Origin of the sequence: Cellulomonas dongxiuzhuiae (genome assembly GCF_018623035.1) — a bacterium.
GTDB classification, from domain to species: domain Bacteria; phylum Actinomycetota; class Actinomycetes; order Actinomycetales; family Cellulomonadaceae; genus Cellulomonas; species Cellulomonas dongxiuzhuiae.
Genome location: NZ_CP076023.1, coordinates 1,967,212 through 1,985,228 on the forward strand (window position 1 = coordinate 1,967,212; position 18,017 = coordinate 1,985,228).

The 18,017-nt window shown below is 74.3% G+C and carries 17 protein-coding genes; 14 read left to right on the forward strand and 3 right to left on the reverse strand.

The genetic code is table 11. The annotated features are described in order from the left end of the window. Nucleotides 1-34 precede the first annotated feature (34 nt). The 10 genes from pdxT to KKR89_RS08895 all read left to right on the forward strand — a co-directional run bounded on the left by pdxT (nucleotide 35) and on the right by KKR89_RS08895 (nucleotide 10,484). Entirely contained in the window at nucleotides 35-646 is a 612-nt protein-coding gene (pdxT, locus tag KKR89_RS08850; protein WP_208195024.1) for a pyridoxal 5'-phosphate synthase glutaminase subunit PdxT, read from the forward strand. A gap of 89 nt (nucleotides 647-735) precedes the next feature. After that, complete coding sequence (locus KKR89_RS08855; RefSeq protein WP_191779335.1) at nucleotides 736-1,491, forward strand: YebC/PmpR family DNA-binding transcriptional regulator; 756 nt, start codon at nucleotides 736-738, stop codon at nucleotides 1,489-1,491. Nucleotides 1,492-1,579: 88 nt separating this feature from the next. After that, nucleotides 1,580-2,146, forward strand: coding sequence for a crossover junction endodeoxyribonuclease RuvC (gene ruvC / locus KKR89_RS08860; protein ID WP_208195025.1), 567 nt, complete (start codon nucleotides 1,580-1,582; stop codon nucleotides 2,144-2,146). Between the two features lie 91 nt (nucleotides 2,147-2,237). After that, nucleotides 2,238-2,846, forward strand: coding sequence for a Holliday junction branch migration protein RuvA (gene ruvA, locus KKR89_RS08865; protein WP_208195026.1), 609 nt, complete (start codon nucleotides 2,238-2,240; stop codon nucleotides 2,844-2,846). Continuing rightward, entirely contained in the window at nucleotides 2,839-3,927 is a 1,089-nt protein-coding gene (gene ruvB, locus KKR89_RS08870; protein WP_372438467.1) for a Holliday junction branch migration DNA helicase RuvB, read from the forward strand. Before ruvA ends, ruvB begins: the two co-directional genes overlap by 8 nt. A gap of 131 nt (nucleotides 3,928-4,058) precedes the next feature. Then, a complete protein-coding gene (yajC, locus tag KKR89_RS08875) occupies nucleotides 4,059-4,451 on the forward strand; it encodes a preprotein translocase subunit YajC (RefSeq protein WP_208195027.1) in 393 nt (130 codons plus the stop codon). An 83-nt stretch (nucleotides 4,452-4,534) separates the two neighbouring features. Beyond that, nucleotides 4,535-6,331 carry a protein translocase subunit SecD gene (gene secD, locus KKR89_RS08880; RefSeq protein ID WP_243882208.1) on the forward strand — a complete coding sequence of 599 codons (1,797 nt, stop codon included), beginning with the start codon at nucleotides 4,535-4,537 and terminating at the stop codon, nucleotides 6,329-6,331. Beyond that, nucleotides 6,331-7,419, forward strand: coding sequence for a protein translocase subunit SecF (secF, locus tag KKR89_RS08885; protein ID WP_208195028.1), 1,089 nt, complete (start codon nucleotides 6,331-6,333; stop codon nucleotides 7,417-7,419). Before secD ends, secF begins: the two co-directional genes overlap by 1 nt. Then, nucleotides 7,416-7,994, forward strand: a complete 579-nt coding sequence (locus tag KKR89_RS08890; protein WP_208195029.1) for an adenine phosphoribosyltransferase — start codon at nucleotides 7,416-7,418, stop codon at nucleotides 7,992-7,994. The genes secF and KKR89_RS08890 overlap by 4 nt, the downstream gene beginning before the upstream one ends. 99 nt (nucleotides 7,995-8,093) lie before the next feature. Continuing rightward, entirely contained in the window at nucleotides 8,094-10,484 is a 2,391-nt protein-coding gene (locus KKR89_RS08895) for a RelA/SpoT family protein (protein WP_208195030.1), read from the forward strand. 48 nt (nucleotides 10,485-10,532) lie between these two features. On the opposite strand, the gene KKR89_RS08900 is transcribed toward KKR89_RS08895, so the two are convergent. The 3 genes from KKR89_RS08900 to KKR89_RS08910 form a co-directional block, all read right to left on the reverse strand. Next, nucleotides 10,533-11,120: a hypothetical protein gene (locus KKR89_RS08900; protein ID WP_208195031.1), complete on the reverse strand. Its 588-nt coding sequence runs from the start codon at nucleotides 11,118-11,120 to the stop codon at nucleotides 10,533-10,535. A gap of 75 nt (nucleotides 11,121-11,195) precedes the next feature. Further along, nucleotides 11,196-13,004 carry a DUF349 domain-containing protein gene (locus KKR89_RS08905; RefSeq protein ID WP_208195032.1) on the reverse strand — a complete coding sequence of 603 codons (1,809 nt, stop codon included), beginning with the start codon at nucleotides 13,002-13,004 and terminating at the stop codon, nucleotides 11,196-11,198. Then, nucleotides 13,001-13,783, reverse strand: a complete 783-nt coding sequence (locus KKR89_RS08910) for a peptidylprolyl isomerase (protein ID WP_208195033.1) — start codon at nucleotides 13,781-13,783, stop codon at nucleotides 13,001-13,003. Before KKR89_RS08910 ends, KKR89_RS08905 begins: the two co-directional genes overlap by 4 nt. Before the next feature lie 206 nt (nucleotides 13,784-13,989). Here KKR89_RS08910 and KKR89_RS08915 point away from each other — a divergent pair, with 206 nt between their 5' ends. The 4 genes from KKR89_RS08915 (at nucleotide 13,990) to KKR89_RS08930 (ending at nucleotide 17,957) form a co-directional block, all read left to right on the forward strand. Then, nucleotides 13,990-14,712, forward strand: coding sequence for an MBL fold metallo-hydrolase (locus KKR89_RS08915; protein ID WP_208195034.1), 723 nt, complete (start codon nucleotides 13,990-13,992; stop codon nucleotides 14,710-14,712). A gap of 76 nt (nucleotides 14,713-14,788) precedes the next feature. Further along, on the forward strand, nucleotides 14,789-16,174 hold the full coding sequence (gene hisS, locus KKR89_RS08920; RefSeq protein ID WP_208195035.1) for a histidine--tRNA ligase: 1,386 nt from the start codon (nucleotides 14,789-14,791) through the stop codon (nucleotides 16,172-16,174). 69 nt (nucleotides 16,175-16,243) lie between these two features. Then, nucleotides 16,244-16,882, forward strand: a complete 639-nt coding sequence (locus KKR89_RS08925) for a hypothetical protein (protein WP_208195036.1) — start codon at nucleotides 16,244-16,246, stop codon at nucleotides 16,880-16,882. A gap of 31 nt (nucleotides 16,883-16,913) precedes the next feature. Beyond that, nucleotides 16,914-17,957: an Rv2578c family radical SAM protein gene (locus tag KKR89_RS08930; RefSeq protein WP_208195037.1), complete on the forward strand. Its 1,044-nt coding sequence runs from the start codon at nucleotides 16,914-16,916 to the stop codon at nucleotides 17,955-17,957. The last annotated feature ends 60 nt before the right edge of the window (nucleotides 17,958-18,017 follow it).

Below are 18,017 nucleotides of genomic sequence, written 5' to 3' on the forward strand. Positions count from 1 at the left end.
CGGCTGCGCCCCGGCGCACCTAGGATCGTCGACCGTGACTCCCACCATCGGTGTCCTGGCGCTGCAGGGCGACGTCCGCGAGCACGTCGCCGTCCTGACCTCGCTCGGTGTCGACGCGGTCGGCGTGCGCCGCCCGGCCGAGCTCGACGCCGTCGACGCGCTCGTCGTCCCGGGCGGGGAGTCGACGACCATCGACAAGCTGCTGCGGGCGTTCGAGCTCGACGGGCCCGTGCGCGACCGGCTGCGCGCCGGCATGCCGGCCTACGGCTCGTGCGCGGGGATGATCCTGCTCGCGGACCGGATCATCGGCGGCATCGAGGGGCAGCAGACCCTCGGGGGCGTCGACATCACCGTGCGCCGCAACGCCTTCGGCCGGCAGGTCGACTCGTTCGAGACCGACCTCGTGATCGACGGGATCACCGACAGCGCCGAGGCCCCCGTGCACGCGGTGTTCATCCGGGCCCCGTGGGTCGAGGAGGTCGGCCCGGCTGCCACGGTCGTGGGCCGCGTCGCGGACGGGCCTGCCGCCGGTAGGATCGTCGCGGTGCGCCAGGGCCCGCTGCTCGTGACCTCGTTCCATCCCGAGGTGACCGGGGACCCGCGGGTGCACCGACTGTTCGTTCAGATCGTCCGCGACAGCCTGTGACGTCGCGGGGTCCCCGGCCCGTCCCCGCCAGGACGGCGGCGTGGGGGAGCGACGCGGGCGCACCAGCGGAGACGAAGGGGTAACGAGCCATGTCGGGTCACTCCAAGTGGGCCACCACCAAGCACAAGAAGGCCGTCATCGACGCGAAGCGCGGCAAGCTCTTCGCCAAGCTCGTCAAGAACGTCGAGGTGGCCGCCCGCACGGGCGGTGGTGACCCCGCCGGCAACCCGACGCTCTTCGACGCCATCCAGAAGGCCAAGAAGTCGTCCGTCCCCAACGACAACATCGACCGGGCGGTCAAGCGCGGGTCCGGCCAGGAGGCCGGCGGCGCGGACTACCAGTCGATCACGTACGAGGGATACGGCCCCGGCGGGGTCGCCGTGCTGGTCGAGTGCCTCACCGACAACCGCAACCGTGCCGCGTCGGACGTGCGGGTCGCGTTCACGCGCAACGGCGGCCAGATGGCCGACCCGGGCTCCGTCGCGTACATCTTCAGCCGCCGTGGCGTCGTCGTCGTGCCGCAGGAGGGCACCGACGAGGAGGCCGTCATGGAGGCCGTCCTCGAGGCGGGCGGCGAGGAGGTCAACGACCTGGGCGACACGTTCGAGGTGATCAGTGCCGCGACGGACCTCGTGGCCGTGCGGACCGCGCTGCAGGAGGCCGGCATCGACTACGACTCGGCCGACGTGGTCTGGTGGCCCTCCACCCAGGTCGAGGTCGACGCCGACGGCGCGCGCAAGGTGCTGCGCCTCATCGACGCGCTCGAGGACTCCGACGACGTCCAGAACGTCTACGCGAACTTCGACGCCTCCGACGAGGTCATGGCCGAGCTCGACGCCGAGTGACGCGCGGCAGGTCGCGACCTGCACGCACGGGCCCCGTCACCGGTGTGGCGGGGCCCCTCGCACGCGGGACGCCTGCGACGATGACCGCGTGCGCGTGCTCGGAGTGGACCCCGGCCTGACCCGCTGCGGCCTCGGCGTCGTCGACTCCCTGCCGGGGCGGCGCGCGCGCCTCGTGCACGTGTCGGTCGCACGCTCCGACCCCGGCCTCGACGTCGACCAGCGGCTGCTGCTCATCGAGCGGGCCCTCGAGGAGTGCCTCGAGGAGCACGCCCCCGACACGGTCGCGGTCGAACGGGTCTTCGCGCAGCACAACGTCAGCACCGTCATGGGCACCGCGCAGGTCGCCGGGCTCGCCATGGTGGCGGCCGCGCGCCGGCGCATCCCCGTCGCGCTGCACACGCCCAGCGAGGTGAAGGCGGCGGTCACCGGCTCCGGCCGTGCGGACAAGGCGCAGGTCCAGACGATGGTGGCGCGGCTCCTGGGGCTGACCGAGGTGCCGCGGCCCGCCGACGCCGCCGACGCGCTCGCGCTCGCCATCTGCCACCTGTGGCGCCCGGCGGGGGCACTCGGAGCCCCGCAGCGCGAACCCGGCGGCATGACGACGGCGCAGCGGCAGTGGGCCGCGGCGGAGCAGGCGGCGCGGCGGCGCGCGTGACGTCGCGACGCGGGACCCCGGCGCGTGTCCTTCGTACACCTGTTCGCCTCGTGTGGGAGAGTGGGGCGGTCGACGACAGGAGGAGCGCGCGGTGATCGCGTCGGTGCACGGGACGGTGCTGGCAGTACGGCTGGACGCGGCGGTCGTGGAGGTCGGAGGTGTCGGCCTGCTGGTCCAGGCGACGCCGGCGACCCTCGCGGGACTGCGGGTCGGGCAACCGGGTCGGTTGTTCACGTCGCTCGTCGTGCGCGAGGACGCGCTGACGCTGTTCGGCTTCGCCGACGACGACGAGCGCGACGTGTTCGAGACCGTGCAGACGGTCTCGGGCGTGGGGCCGCGCCTCGCGCTGGCCATGCTCGCGGTGCACACGCCCGACGGGCTGCGTCGCGCGGTCGCGCACGAGGACCTCGCGGCGCTCATGCGCGTCCCCGGCATCGGGCGCAAGGGCGCGCAGCGCATCGTCCTGGAGCTCGGGGAGCGGCTCGGTGCGCCGTCACCGACCGCAGGTGCCCCCGCGGCGTCGTCCGCGGACCACCGCGAGCAGGTCGTCGAGGCGCTCGTCGGCCTGGGCTGGCCGCTGCGCGCCGCGCAGGACGCGGTCGCCGCGGTGCTCGACGGCTCACCGAGCCCGGTCGGGGCCGACGAGGTGCCGGGCGTGCTGCGCGCGGCGCTGCGCTCGCTGGGCAGCGCCCGTGCGTGACGCCGGGTCGCCGCGCATCGAGGTCGGCGGGGCGGAGGAGGACGGCGACGTCGAGCCGTACGGTGCGGAGTCGCTCGTGCGTCCCGTCGCCGACGAGCCGGAGCGCGCCGCGGAGGCGGCGCTGCGTCCCCGGCGGCTCGACGAGTTCGTCGGCCAGCGGGTCGTGCGCGACCAGCTGTCCCTGGTCCTGCAGGCGGCGCTGGGTCGCGGGCGGGCACCGGACCACGTGCTGCTGTCGGGCCCCCCGGGTCTGGGCAAGACCACGCTCGCGATGATCATCGCGGCCGAGCTCGGGGCGTCGCTGCGCGTGACCAGCGGGCCGGCCATCCAGCACGCGGGGGACCTCGCCGCGGTCCTGTCCTCGCTCGAGGAGGGCGAGGTGCTCTTCATCGACGAGATCCACCGGCTCGCACGCCCGGCCGAGGAGCTGCTCTACGTCGCGATGGAGGACTTCCGAGTCGACGTCATCGTCGGCAAGGGGGCGGGCGCGAGCGCGATCCCGCTGTCCCTGCCGCCGTTCACCGTCGTGGGGGCGACCACGCGCGCCGGGCTGCTGCCGGCGCCGCTGCGTGACCGCTTCGGCTTCACCGGGCACCTCGACTTCTACGACGACGCCGAGCTCGAGCGCGTGCTCGTCCGGTCCGCCGGGCTGCTGGGCGTCCCGCTCGACGTGACGGCCGCCGCCGAGATCGCGTCGCGTTCGCGCGGCACGCCCCGCATCGCCAACCGCCTGCTGCGGCGCGTGCGCGACTGGGCGCAGGTGCGCGGCGACGGCATGCTCTCGCTCGCCGCCGCACGGTCCGCCCTCGAGGTGTACGAGGTCGACGAGCGCGGCCTGGACCGTCTCGACCGGTCGGTCCTGGACGCGCTGTGCCGACGCTTCGGTGGCGGCCCGGTCGGGCTGACGACGCTCGCGGTCGCCGTGGGGGAGGAGCCCGAGACCGTCGAGACGGTCGCCGAGCCGTTCCTCGTCCGCGAGGGTCTCATCGGGCGCACGTCGCGCGGTCGCGTGGCGCTGCCACCTGCCTGGGAGCACCTCGGGCTGCCGGTGCCGCCGCCCGCCGGCACGCTGTTCGGCTGACCGCCGCGGGCACCCCGGCGGACGGGAACGGGCCGCGAGGGAACCCCCGGGGACGGTCGCACGTTGGAGCGTCGGGCCGCGGCGCCTAGACTGCGGCCGACGTCTGACACGATGCGGAGAACCACCACCTCATGGACTACTCGTTCCTGGTCATCATGCTGCTCGCCTTCGCGGCGCTGTGGTTCATGTCGAGCCGCTCCCGCAAGCAGCAGCGCGAGGCCGCCGACTTCCGCAGCAACCTCGCCGTCGGCGACGAGGTCATGACGGGTTCCGGACTCTTCGGCACCGTGACCGCGATCGACGGTGACGTCGTGACGCTCGAGTCGACACCCGGCAGCTCGACGCGCTGGCTGCGCGCCGCGATCGCCCGCAGGTCCGAGCCGGTCGTCGTCGACGACGCGGCGGACGCCGCTCCCGCTGTCGTAGAGGACGAGCCCGTCGTGGACGTCCCCGACGACCTGTCCTCCCTGCCGCCGGAGCCGCCGGCGACCGGGCGCGAGGACCGCGACCGCGACAACCAGTGACTCCCCGGCCCGGGCGATGACGCCCGGGCCCCGACCCCACCGGCCGCCTCGGCGGCCGGTGCGCGCACGAGAGAAGAACTCCGTTGGCTCCTCCTCCCCGCCGCCGTGAACGGCCGGTCCGCACGCTCGTCACCCTCGCGGTGCTGGTCGTCGCGCTGTTCGCGTCGATCCTCGCCGGCACCCGCTGGAGCGACGCGACGCTGACGCCCAACCTCGCGCTCGACCTCGAGGGCGGGACGCAGGTCATCCTGCAGCCCGTGCCCGAGGCGCAGGGCTCCGTGACGTCGGAGACGATCAACCAGGCGATCGCGGTCATCCGCCAGCGTGTCGACGCCTCGGGCGTCGCCGAGGCGGAGATCACGAGCCAGGGCGGCGACAAGATCGTCGTCGGCCTGCCGGGCCGGCCCAGCGAGGAGACGCTGGACCTGGTGCGCACGTCCGCGCAGATGGAGTTCCGCCCCGTCCTGGTGATGGGCGCCGCGGCGGCCACGCCGGACGCGGCGGGCGACGACGCGGCTGCTGACGACGCCGCGCCGTCCGACCAGCCGACCAAGGCCGCGCCGGACAGCCCGAGCGACGTGGCGTACTACGTCACGCCCGCGCTGCAGGCGGAGTACGACGCGCTCGACTGCACGCTGCCGGAGAACCGGACGGGAGGCGTGCCGGGCAACCCCGACGAGGCCGTCGTCGCGTGCGACCTCGAGGGGCTGGCCAAGTTCATCCTCGGTCCGGTCGAGATCCCCGGTGCCGACATCGCCACCGCCACCTCGGGGCTCGGCACCACGTCGACGGGTGCGTCGACGGGCCAGTGGGTCGTCAACCTGGAGTTCACCGGCGAGGGCACCCCGAAGTTCACCGAGGTGACCACCCGTCTGGCGAGCCAGGGCGAGCCGCTCAACCAGTTCGCGGTCGTGCTCGACGCCCTCGTCATCTCGGCACCGTCCGTGAACGAGGTCATCCCGAACGGTCAGGCGCAGATCTCGGGGTCCTTCACCCGGGAGTCCGCCGCGACGCTCGCGAACCAGCTGAACTTCGGCTCGCTCCCGATCAGCTTCGAGGAGCAGAGCGTCCAGCAGATCTCGGCGACGCTCGGTTCCGAGCAGCTCCAGAAGGGTCTGCTCGCGGGCGTCTTCGGCCTCCTGCTCGTCGTCGTGTACTCGCTGTTCCAGTACCGGACGCTCGGGCTGGTCACCGTGGCCTCGCTGCTCGTCGCGGCCGTCATCACGTACGGGATCATCGTCCTGCTGTCGTGGGTGCAGGGTTACCGGCTCTCGCTGCCGGGCGTGGCGGGCATCATCGTCGCGATCGGCATCACCGCGGACTCGTTCATCGTGTACTTCGAGCGCATCCGCGACGAGCTGCGCGACGGCCGGTCCCTGGGCGCCGCCATCGAGAAGGGCTGGGAGCGCGCGCGACGCACGATCCTGGCGTCCGACGCGGTCAACTTCACCGCCGCGATCGTGCTGTACCTGCTGGCCGTCGGCGGCGTGCGCGGCTTCGCCTTCACGCTCGGTCTGACGACCCTCGTCGACCTCGTCGTGGTGTTCCTGTTCACGCACCCGCTCATGGTCCTGCTCGGGCGCACGCGGTTCTTCGCCGAGGGCCACCCCGCCTCGGGCCTCGACCCGCGGCGGCTGGGAGTCGACACGGCGCGCTACGCGGGCCGCGGCCGGGTCGCGGGAGGCCCCAGCGCGCCGACCACCACCGGCTCCGCGTCCTTGCGCGAGCCCGTCGCGGTCGGCGCGTCCGGTATGACCATCGCCGAGCGGCGCGCGGCCGCTCGTGCGGCCCAGGCGGCCGCAGGGCGATCGCAGGACCCACCCACGACCGTTGTCGACGACGAGCCCATCTCCGGCCGTCCTGAGGGGAGCGACCGCTGATGGCCACGGGATTCGCCCAGTGGGGCAACGACCTGTACACCGGTCGGCGCTCGTACGACATCGTCGGACGCCGACGGACCTGGTACCTCATCTCGGCGGTGCTCGTCGCGATCTCGGGCGTGCTGCTGTTCGTGCCGGGCCTCAACCCCGGCATCGAGTTCCGCGGTGGCTCCGAGTTCGTCGTGTCCGGCGTCGACACGACCGACCAGCAGCTGGCGACCGACACGGTGCTCGCGGTCGCCCCCGACGAGGTCCCGCGCGTCACGACGGTCGGCGGCTCGTCGCTGCGCATCCAGACCGCCGAGCTCACGAGCGAGGAGGTCACCGAGGTCACCAACAGCCTCATCGCGGCCTTCGACGTGGACGAGGACCAGGTCACCAGCACCTTCATCGGCCCGACCTGGGGCCAGGACGTCTCCCAGAAGGCGATCACGGGTCTCGTCGTCTTCCTCGTCTTCGTCTCGATCGTCATGACCGTCTACTTCCGCAACTGGCGGATGGCGGCGGCGGCGATGCTCGCGCTGTTCCACGACCTGATCCTCACGGTCGGGGTGTACGCGGCCGTCGGGTGGGAGGTCACCCCGGCGACGGTGATCGGGTTCCTCACCATCCTCGGGTACTCGATCTACGACACGGTCGTCGTGTTCGACAAGGTCCGCGAGAACACTGCGGACGTGCTCGATCAGTCGCGGTTCACGTACGCCGAGAAGGCGAACCTGGCGGTCAACCAGACGCTGGTGCGCTCGATCAACACGTCCGTGGTGGCCCTGCTCCCGGTCGCCTCGATCCTCGTCATCGGTGCGTTCATCCTCGGCGCGGGGACGCTGCGCGACATCGCGCTGGCGCTGTTCGTCGGCATGTTCGTCGGGACGTTCTCGTCGGTCTTCCTGGCGACACCGCTCGAGGTGTCGCTGCGCGAGCGCGAGCCGCGGATCCGGGAGCACACCGCCAGGGTGCTCGCCGCCCGGGCGGGCGTGTCCGCGGACAGCGGTGACGTCGCCGTCGGTGCGGCGCCGCGGGCGACCGCCGCGCTGCGGCCCGGTGGCCACCTGGGCGCCGCGGCACAGCCCCGGCGCAAGGGTCGATGAGCGGCGTCGTGGACGGGTCGGGCGCGCAGCCCGGCCCGTCGGACGACCGGGCTGGTCTGGCCGACCTGGTCGAGAGCATGCTGCGCACCGTGCCGGACTTCCCGGAACCGGGCGTCCAGTTCCGCGACATCATGCCGCTGCTCGCGGACGGTGACGCGTTCGCGCGCGTCGTGACGGCGCTCGCCGGCCATCCGCACGGTCCCGTGGACCTCGTCGCCGGCATGGAGGCGCGCGGGTTCCTGCTCGCCGCCCCCGTCGCCGTGGCGCTCGGGGCCGGTGTCGTGCCGGTGCGCAAGGCCGGCAAGCTCCCCGGGCTCGTCGCGTCGCAGTCCTACGCGCTGGAGTACGGGTCGGCGTCCGTCGAGATCCAGCCGTCCACCGTCCCCGCGGGCGCGCGGGTGCTGGTGATCGACGACGTCCTGGCCACGGGCGGGACGGCCGCGGCGACGGTCGAGCTGCTCGAGTCCTGCGGTGCGACGGTCGTCGGGCTCAGCTTCCTCGTGGAGCTGGGCGCCCTGGACGGCCGCGCCCTGCTCCCGGGTCGGGACGTCGACGTCCTGCTGACCCTGCCCTGAACGCCCGTCACCCGGACGGCGCCCGCCCGCGGCGCCGGTGTCGGGACGCGAGCGTCGCGGTCGTAGAATCGTGCGGACGACAGGAGGGGGTGAGCGGCGATGGCGGACAAGGTCGGAGCAGGGGCTGACGCCGTGACGTCGCCCGTGCCTGTCGTGGCGGAGCCTGCGCAGGAGAGCGCGCCGGCCGCGGCCGTCGACGCGCCGCCCGAGACCGAGCCGGCGACGGGCTCGACGGGTCGGGTGCGGGCGCGCCTCGCACGACTGTCGGGGCGGTCCGCTTCCGCGTACCCGGCGCTCGAGCCGGTGCTGCACGCCGTGCGCACCAACCACCCCAAGGCCGACCTCTCGGTGATCGAGCAGGCCTACGTCGTCGCCGAGCACGCCCACCGCGGCCAGATGCGCAAGAGCGGCGACCCGTACATCACGCACCCGGTCGCGGTCGCCACCATCCTCGCCGAGCTCGGCATGACGCCGTCCACGATCGTGGCCGCGCTGCTGCACGACACCGTCGAGGACACCGACTACTCCCTGGACCAGCTGCGGCGCGACTTCGGGCCCGAGGTCGCGATGCTCGTCGACGGCGTGACGAAGCTCGACAAGGTCACCTACGGTGACGCGGCGCAGTCCGAGACCGTCCGCAAGATGGTCGTGGCGATGTCCCGTGACATCCGCGTGCTCGTCATCAAGCTCGCCGACCGCCTGCACAACGCCCGCACGTGGAAGTTCGTGTCGGCGGCTTCGGCCGAGAAGAAGGCGCGCGAGACGCTCGAGATCTACGCGCCGCTCGCCCACCGGCTCGGCATGAACACCATCAAGTGGGAGCTCGAGGACCTGTCGTTCGCGACGCTCTACCCCAAGGTCTACGACGAGATCGTCCACCTCGTCGCCGAGCGCGCTCCCGCGCGCGAGGAGTACCTCGCGACGGTCCGCGACCAGGTCGGTGCCGACCTGCGGTCGGCGAAGATCAAGGCCGCCGTGACCGGCCGGCCGAAGCACTACTACTCGATCTACCAGAAGATGATCGTGCGTGGTCGCGACTTCACGGACATCTACGACCTGGTGGGCGTGCGCGTGCTCGTCGACACGGTGCGGGACTGCTACGCGGCTCTCGGCGCGCTCCACGCGCGGTGGAACCCGGTCCCCGGCCGGTTCAAGGACTACATCGCGATGCCGAAGTTCAACCTGTACCAGTCGCTGCACACCACGGTGATCGGCCCCGGCGGCAAGCCTGTCGAGATCCAGATCCGCACGCACGACATGCACCGGCGCGCGGAGTACGGGGTGGCTGCGCACTGGAAGTACAAGGAGACCACCAAGAGCAACGGCCCGCAGGACGCGGCGGGCAACGACATGACGTGGCTGCGCCAGCTCGTCGACTGGCAGCGGGAGACGGCGGACCCGGCGGAGTTCCTCGACCTGCTGCGCGACGAGATCGCCGGCGCCGAGGTCTACGTCTTCACGCCCAAGGGCGACGTGCAGGCACTGCCCGCCGGCTCCACGCCGGTCGACTTCGCCTACGCGGTGCACACCGAGGTCGGGCACCGCACGATGGGCGCGCGCGTCAACGGCCGGCTCGTGCCGCTGGACTCGACGCTCGAGAACGGTGACGTCGTCGAGGTCTTCACCTCCAAGTCCGAGACGGCCGGTCCCAGCCGTGACTGGCTCGCGTTCGTCAAGAGCCCCCGGGCGCGCAACAAGATCCGGCAGTGGTTCACCAAGGAGCGCCGCGAGGAGGCGATCGAGCAGGGGAAGGACGCGATCGCCAAGGCGATGCGCAAGCAGAACCTCCCCATCCAGCGGCTCATGTCGCACGAGGCGCTCGTGGCGCTCGCGCACGAGATGCGGTTCGCGGACGTGTCGGCCCTGTACGCCGCCGTCGGTGAGGGGCAGGCCTCGGCGGCGTCCGTGGTGCAGCGGCTCGTGCACTCGCTCGGCGGAGAGCCCGCCCAGGAGGAGGACCTCGCCGAGGCCGCACGCCCGGGCGCGACCGGGCGCCGGGTGCGCAGCGGAGACCCCGGTGTCGTCGTCAAGGGCGTCGACGACGTGTGGGTCAAGCTCGCCAAGTGCTGCACCCCGGTGCCCGGGGACGAGATCATCGGTTTCGTGACGCGGGGCGCGGGCGTCTCGGTGCACCGGACCGACTGTCTCAACGTCGAGGCCCTGCGCCGGCAGCCCGAGCGGATCGTCGACGTGGAGTGGACGCACACCAGCTCGCAGATGTTCCTGGTGCAGATCCAGGTCGAGGCCCTCGACCGCAGCCGGCTCCTGTCGGACGTGACACGGGTCGTGTCGGACCACCACGTCAACATCCTGTCGGCGTCGGTCTCGACCTCGCGGGACCGCGTCGCGCTCTCGCGCTTCGTCTTCGAGATGGCCGAGCCGTCGCACCTGGCGTCGGTGCTGAGCGCGGTCCGCAAGGTCGAGGGCGTCTTCGACGTCTACCGGATCACCGGGTCGCGCGGGGCCGAGGAGCCGGCGATCCGGGCCTGACGCCCGCGACGGCCCGGCCTCGGGCGGTCCGCCGTGGAGCCTGCGCGCTCACACCTGCCGGAGCGTGGCGCGTGCCGCGCGCAGCCCGCGGCCGCCGCGGTGCGCGTCGATCCGCCGTAGCGCGGCGTGCGGGTCCAGCCCGCGCGGCAGCAGCGTCCGCAGCACGGGCACTGCGGTCGGTGCCGGGACCCAGCGCGCGACGTCGACCGCGGTGCGTGTCACGGTGGTGACCAGCACGCCGCCGAGGGTCTGCAGGTCCTCGTCGACGAGGTCGGCCTCCGCGGTCGTGCGGTCCGGGTGAGGGTCGGGCCGGCGGGCACCTGAGCGCACGAGGACGGTCACGCGCCGCGGCGGCGTGCCACCGGCGTGCACCCACGCGGCCGCGAGCTGCCCGACGGCTCCGCGCTGCGGGACGAGCGGCGCGAAGGCGCGCGCGCGGACCGCCGGGTCCTCGGGCGTCCCGCGGACCCGCGCGACGTCCCCCCAGAGGGGAGCGAGGACCCCGTCGAGGTGCAGGCCGGTCCACGCCCAGGCGGGGACGTCACCGCGTCGCAGGACGACGGGACCGGGCGACGGCGGACGCGGACGCAGCCGCTGCAGGAAGGCCGGGGCCGCGGCGGGGTCGCAGACGGTCATGAAAGCCAGGATGCCCGCCGGCGTCCCCCGACGGGGGAGCAGGCGGGCATCCTGTGGACGGACGGGCGCGCGGTGTCAGCCGCGGGCGTCCTGCGCGGCGCGCTGCACCTGCTCGAGCCAGGCGCGCCGGGCGTCGAGCGCGGCCTGGGCCTCCGTGACGCGGCGCTGGTCGCCTGCCGCCTTCGCGCTCTCCAGGTCGGCCTCGAGGCCGGCGATCGCCTGCTCGAGCTGCGCGGCCGCACCCTCGGCGCGGGCGCGCGTCTCGGGGTTGCTGCGACGCCACTGCGCCGAGTCGGCCTCACGCACCGCGGTCTCGACGGCCCGCATCCTGCCCTCGACCCGCTGGACGTCGGCGCGCGGCACCTTGCCTGCGGCGTCCCACCGGTCCTGCAGCGAGCGCAGCGCCGCCTTGGCGGCACCGAGGTCGCGGACGGGCAGCAGCGCCTCGGCCTCGACGAGCAGCGCCTCCTTGACCTCGAGGTTCGCGCGGAACTCCTCGTCGATGGCCTGGTTCGCGGCGTCCCGGGCGGCGAAGAACGCGTCCTGCGCGGTGCGGAACCGGGCCCAGAGCGCGTCGTCGACCTGGCGGTTGGCCCGTCCGGCCGCCTTCCAGCGCGTCATGAGGTCACGGAAGGCCGCCGACGTCGCACCCCAGTCCGTGCTCGTCGCCAGCCGCTCTGCGTCGGCCACGAGCTGCTCCTTGACGGTCTTCGCCTCGGAGTTGCGCGCCTCGAGCTCGGCGAAGAAGTGCCGCCGCTCACGGTCGAACGTGGTGCGGGCGTGGCTGAACCGCTTCCAGAGCGACTCCTCCGTGGGCCGGTCGATGCGCGGGCCGGAGCGCTGGGCGTCCTTCCACTGGTCCAGCAGGAGGCGCAACTGCTCACCGGCGGGCCGCCACTGGATGCGCGACGGGTCGGTCGTGGCGATCTTCTCGGCCTGCTCGACGATCTGCGTGCGTGCGGCGACGGCCGCCTCCCGCGCCGCGGCGCGCTCGGCGTCCGCCTGCGCACGACGCTCGGCGGCCCGGGACCGCAGGCCCTCGAGCCGCGCCCGCAGCGCGTCGAGGTCGCCCACGGCGGCCGGCTCGGCGAGCTCCTCGGTGAGGCGCGTGAGCGTCTGGTCGATCTCCTTGACCGAGAGGTCGGTGGCGGACAGCCGCGCGTCGAACAGCGCGACCTTCGCCTGCAGGTCCAGGAACCGCCGGACGTACAGCGCGAGCGCCTCGGGCGCGCTCGCACCGGGGAACTGCCCCACGACGCGCTCGCCCGCGGCCTCGACGACGTGCACCGTGCCGTCCTCGTCGACGCGCCCGAAGGTCGCGGCGTGCGCGGCCGCGGCCTCCTCGTCGGGGGTCGGGACGGGGACCGCCGGGCCGGCGGGGGACGCCGCGACCGCCGACGGCCGCGGCACGGGCCGCGGGAGCGGACGCACGGAGGCCGGGGAGGGGCGCGGAGCCGCGGGTGCTGCCGGGGCGGTGGACTCGCCCGTGGGCTCGGCCTCCTCCGCGGCGGGCCCGTCCGTGGCGTCGCCCGACGGCTCCTCCGCGAGGGCCTCGGGCGTGGCGTCGACGTCGCCGGCCGGGGCGTCAGCCGCGGACCCGTCCTGGGCGGCCTCGTCCGTGGCCTCGGCGGAGGGCTCCTCCGGGAGGGCCTCGGCCGCGGGCTCGGGGTCCGCGGTCGCGTCGGTGCGGGCCGCCTCGTCGTCGGCCACGACGGCCTCGGTGGTCGACCCGTCCGTGGGCTGCGGGCTCGGTGCCGCGTCGTCGACGGGTGCCACCTCGGGCACCTCGGGCACGTTCGGCGCAGTGGTGCCGGCCGGGTCGCCCGCGGGAGGGGGAGCCTGCTCGGCGTCGTCCGGGGACGACGTCGTCGGGTGCTCGGTCACTGGATCTCCACTCCCTCGATGGTGACGTCGGTGACCGGACGTTCGCTGCCGTCCTGGGTCCCCGCGTCAGCGATGGCCTTCAGCACGTCCAGACCGGACGTGATGTGGCCGAACACGGTGTAGCCGCCCGCCGTGTCTGACGGGATCTGCGAGTCCTCGTAGACGAGGAAGAACTGGGAGCCCATCGACGCGGCGTCGCCGCCGACGCGGGCCATGGCGATCGTGCCTGCCGGGTACATGTCGTCCGACGGTGCGTTCTCGATCGGACCCCACGTGTAGCCCGGGCCGCCGGTGCCGGTGGCCGTCGGGTCGCCGCACTGGAGCACGTAGATGCCCTCGGGCACGAGGCGGTGGCAGATCGTGCCGTCGAAGTACCCCTCCCCGGCCAGCGTCACGAAGTTCGCGACCGCCTGGGGCGCCGCGGCACCGTCGAGCTCGATGCCCACCGCCCCCGCGGACGTCGCGATCGTGCCGGTCCACGTCCGGTTCTCGGCGAGCGAGGCCTCCGGCAGGACGCCGCCGTTGCCGGTGCGAGCGGGGAAGGTGGCTGCCGGGGCTGCGGTGGCGGCGGGGTCGTCGGTCGACGAGGCCGCCGACGGTCCGTCGTCGCCCGAGAGGTTGATGACGGCGACGACTCCCACGGCCAGCGCGAGCACCGCGACGACTCCGCCGGCGATCACCCGCATGCGCTGCTGGTGTGCCCGCTGCGCCTGCAGCTGGCGTGCGTGCAGCTTCTCGTACCGACGGCGCTCGTACTCGCGCTCGCGCTTCGAAGACACCGCTCTCCTCGTCTCGTCGTGGCGACAGCGGCGGTGCCGTGTGCTCGGGCACCGTCGCCGTCGAGGCTGCGACCACCGGACACATGCCGGACCCCGGACAGTCTAGGCAAGGCGGGGGCGTCGTCGTGCACCGGCGCACCCGCATGGACGCACGTACCCCGCGGTGGGCACGGCGCGGGTGCGGGGGCTCGTCTAGCGTGCGGGGGATGGAGATCCTCACGGTCGTCGCACCCGTCTTCGCCGCCCGGTGCTCGGTGCTCGTCGCCGACGACGGCGCGTGCGTCGTCGTGGACCCCGGCGCGGGCGCCGGCGACCAGGTCCGGCGGCTCGTCGTGGCCCGTGGCCTGACGCCTCGGGCGGTGCTCGTCACGCACGGCCACGCGGACCACACGTGGGACGCACCGGCGCTGTCGCGGGACCTCGACGTGCCGGTGATGCTCCATGCCGGTGACGCCTACCGCCTCGAGGACCCGTTCGGGACGCTCGGCGTCCTCGACCCGCGGCACGACCCGTCCGGTCCGCTCGCGCAGGCGCTGCGCGCCGCCGGGGTCGACGTCGCGTCCTGGCGCTCCCCGCAGCGGGTCGAGCCGTTCGGGGCCGCCGGGAGCGGCCGCACCGGTGACGTGGAGCTGGACCTCGGCGGCGTCCGCGTCGTCGCGCGCCACGCCCCCGGGCACACCGAGGGCTCCACCCTGTACCTGGTGGACACGGGGGAGGCGGACCCGGTCGTGCTGTCGGGGGACGTCCTGTTCGCGGGCAGCATCGGGCGCACCGACCTGCCCGGCGGGGACGACGCCGCGATGGCGGCGACCCTGCGCGACGTCGTCGCGGTGCTGCCGTCGTCGTCGCGCGTGCTGCCCGGCCACGGGCCGGCGACCGACGTCGCCACCGAGCTGGCGACGAACCCGTACCTGGCCCGCGCCCGCTGACCGGGCCCGGCGCACCGTCGCCCGCGCCGTGGACGTCGGTGCGGGACCGTCGTGCCGGTCTGGGATCATCGGACGCATGGCGCGACCCACACCCCTGTCCGGATTCCCCGAGTGGCTGCCCGACGGGCGCATCGTCGAGCAGCACGTGCTCGACGTGCTGCGCCGCACGTTCGAGCTCCACGGGTTCGCGGGGATCGAGACGCGGGCCGTGGAGCCGCTCGAGCAGCTGCTGCGCAAGGGTGAGACCTCCAAGGAGGTCTACGTGCTCCGCCGCCTGCACGACGAGCCCGCGGGGGCCGACGAGCCCGCCGACCGCCAGGGTCAGCTCGGGCTGCACTTCGACCTCACCGTGCCGTTCGCGCGCTACGTGCTCGAGAACGCGGGGCGCCTGGCGTTCCCCTTCCGGCGCTACCAGATCCAGAAGGTCTGGCGGGGCGAGCGGCCGCAGGACGGCCGGTTCCGTGAGTTCGTGCAGGCCGACATCGACGTCGTCGGCGCCGGTGCGCTGCCGTACCACTACGAGGTCGAGCTGCCGCTCGTCATGGCCGACGCCCTGGGCGCGCTGCGGGACCTCGGCGTCCCGCCCGTGCGGATCCTGGTGAACAACCGCAAGGTCGCCGAGGGCTTCTACCGCGGGCTGGGCCTCGAGGACGTCGAGGCGGTGCTGCGCGGCATCGACAAGCTCGACAAGGTCGGGCCCGAGGCCGTCGCCGACCTCCTCGTCGCCGAGGCCGGTGCGACGCCGGAGCAGGCCGCCGCGTGCCTCGAGCTCGCGGCCGTGCACGGCGGCGACGCGTCCGTCGTCGACCGGGTGCGCGAGCTCGCCGAGCGCCACGGGGCGTCGACCGAGCTCCTCGAGGAGGGCCTTCGCGAGCTGGGCGCCCTCGTCACCGCCGCGGCGGAGCGGGCCCCGGGCGTCCTGGTCGCGGACCTGAAGATCGCCCGCGGGCTCGACTACTACACCGGGTCGGTCTACGAGACCGTGCTCGTCGGGCACGAGGACCTCGGGTCCATCTGCTCGGGCGGGCGCTACGACACGCTGGCGTCGGACGGCACGACGACCTACCCGGGCGTCGGCCTGTCGATCGGCGTGTCGCGGCTCGTCTCGCGCCTGCTGTCCGCCGGGCTCGTGCGCGCGACGCGCTCGGTGCCCACGGCGGTGCTGGTCGCCGTCACGTCCGAGGAGCGTCGCACGGCGTCGGACGCCGTCGCCGCGGCGCTGCGCGCGCGCGGCATCCCCACCGAGGTCGCGCCGAGCGCCGCGAAGTTCGGCAAGCAGATCAAGCACGCCGACCGCCGCGGGATCCCGTTCGTGTGGTTCGTCGGCGACGCGGACGAGGACGGCGCACCCGCGCAGGACGAGGTCAAGGACATCCGGTCGGGCGAGCAGACGCCGGTCGACGCGGCGACGTGGACGCCGCCCGCCGAGGACCTGCTGCCGCGCGTCGTCGCCGCCGGCTGACGCACGCGTGCCCCGAGGGGCCGGCCCGGTCGTGGTGCGGCCGTGCCGGCCCACGCCTAGCGTGGCGGCGTGCCCACCGTCGCGTCCGACGTCGCCCCGGCGCCCGTCGTCCTCGACGGGCGCATCGCGGGCGTCGGCACGGCGCACGGCACGAGGCTCGTGGTCGGGCGGTGGCTGCGCTCACCTCTCGGCGGGTTCGCCGACGTCATGGTCGAGCACCCCGACGGCACGCGGGTGCTGCTGGCGCCACGCAGCGACGTCGCGGACCTCGTCACGCGGCTGTACACCTTCGACGCCGTCCACGTGGTGCCCGTGCACGTCGTGGCCGACGCGAGCTCGCGCACGTGGACGGTGGTCGCCGGGCCCCTGCGCGCACGCCTGACCATCGGGGCGCGCACCCCGGTCGGGGCACTGCTCCGGCTCGTCCCTCCGGTCGTCGTACGCGCCCGCGCGACCGCCGGCCTCGTCGACGCGCTCGCGGGTGCGCTCGTCCGGGGTGTGCGCACGCGCGGCCGGGGCCGCGACGGTTCGTCGCAGGTGTACGCCGCACGCGACCAGCACGCCCTCGTCGCGCTCGACGCGCGCTGGGGCGACCGCTCCCTCGGCGACCTGCGCCGCGTCGGACCGCCCGTGCGCTTCGGCTTCTCCTCCGTCCCCGCGGCACCCGCCGTCACGGCTGTCCAGGTCACGATCGACGCGCCGCCTTGACCCGGTATCGAACACGTGTTCGAATCGACGCGTGCGCTGGGACGGGCAGAAGATCGACGCGGGGGAGGGCGACGCCCTGCCCGGCCTCGACCTGCGCACCCTGCCCGGGCTGGTCCGCAGCGTCCGCACGCCCGACTTCGCCGGCGTCACGTTCCACGAGGTGCTCTCGCGCACCGCGCTCAACCGCGTCCCCGACGCCTCGGCCGTCCCGTTCCGGTGGACCGTCAACCCCATGCGCGGCTGCCTCCACGCGTGCACCTACTGCTTCGCCCGCGGCACGCACCGCTACCTCGACCTGGACGCGGGCAAGGACTTCGACACTCAGATCGTGGTGAAGACCAACGTCGCCGAGGTGCTGCGCGCCGAGGTCGCCCGCCGGTCGTGGGCGCGCGAGCACGTGGCGCTCGGCACCAACACCGACCCGTACCAGCGCCCGGAGGGGCGCTACACGCTGATGCCCGGGATCATCGAGGCGCTCGCGGGCTCGGGGACGCCCCTGTCGGTGCTCACCAAGGGCACGCTGCTGCGGCGGGACCTGCCGCTGCTGGCCGCGGCGTCGCGCGACGTGCCCGTGTCGCTCGCGGTGTCGATCGCCGTGCTGGACGACGAGCTCCAGCAGCAGCTCGAGCCCGGCACGCCGACCGCCCGGGCGCGGCTGTCGCTGGTGCGGGCGATCCGGGACGCAGGCCTGCCCGTGCAGGTCCTGGTAGCGCCCGTCCTGCCGTGGCTCACCGACTCGACCGACCACCTGGACCGGCTGCTCGGTGCCGTCGCGGACGCGGGCGCCCAGCGCGCCACCGTCATGGCGCTCCACCTGCGACCCGGCGCGCGCGAGTGGTTCCTCGCGTGGCTGACGCGGGAGCGTCCGGAGCTCGTGGCCGGGTACGGCCGGGTGTTCCGGGGCGGGTCGTACGTGCACGGCGAGTACCGCGCATGGCTCGACGCGCGCGTCCGGCCGCTGCTCGCGAAGCACGGCCTCGACCGGCCGCAGCCGGACGCGGAGGGAGTGCGCTGGGCCCGCCGGGACGGCGACGCCCACCCGGCAGCGGCGCAGCTCCAGCCCGCGCTCTTCTGACCGTCGTCGCGCGGTGGGGGGCAGCGTCCGCGTCGCCGATCCCGCGTGGGCCGGCCCCGC

What these genes read in the sequence shown, in the direction of transcription:
- KKR89_RS08855 (WP_191779335.1), top strand. Translation starts at nt 736, where the DNA reads ATGTCGGGTCACTCCAAGTGGGCCACCACCAAGCACAAGAAGGCCGTC.
- yajC (WP_208195027.1), top strand. Translation starts at nt 4,059, where the DNA reads ATGGACTACTCGTTCCTGGTCATCATGCTGCTCGCCTTCGCGGCGCTG.
- secF (WP_208195028.1), top strand. Translation starts at nt 6,331, where the DNA reads ATGGCCACGGGATTCGCCCAGTGGGGCAACGACCTGTACACCGGTCGG.
- KKR89_RS08890 (WP_208195029.1), top strand. Translation starts at nt 7,416, where the DNA reads ATGAGCGGCGTCGTGGACGGGTCGGGCGCGCAGCCCGGCCCGTCGGAC.
- KKR89_RS08895 (WP_208195030.1), top strand. Translation starts at nt 8,094, where the DNA reads ATGGCGGACAAGGTCGGAGCAGGGGCTGACGCCGTGACGTCGCCCGTG.
- KKR89_RS08900 (WP_208195031.1), bottom strand. Translation starts at nt 11,120, where the DNA reads ATGACCGTCTGCGACCCCGCCGCGGCCCCGGCCTTCCTGCAGCGGCTG.
- KKR89_RS08915 (WP_208195034.1), top strand. Translation starts at nt 13,990, where the DNA reads ATGGAGATCCTCACGGTCGTCGCACCCGTCTTCGCCGCCCGGTGCTCG.
- hisS (WP_208195035.1), top strand. Translation starts at nt 14,789, where the DNA reads ATGGCGCGACCCACACCCCTGTCCGGATTCCCCGAGTGGCTGCCCGAC.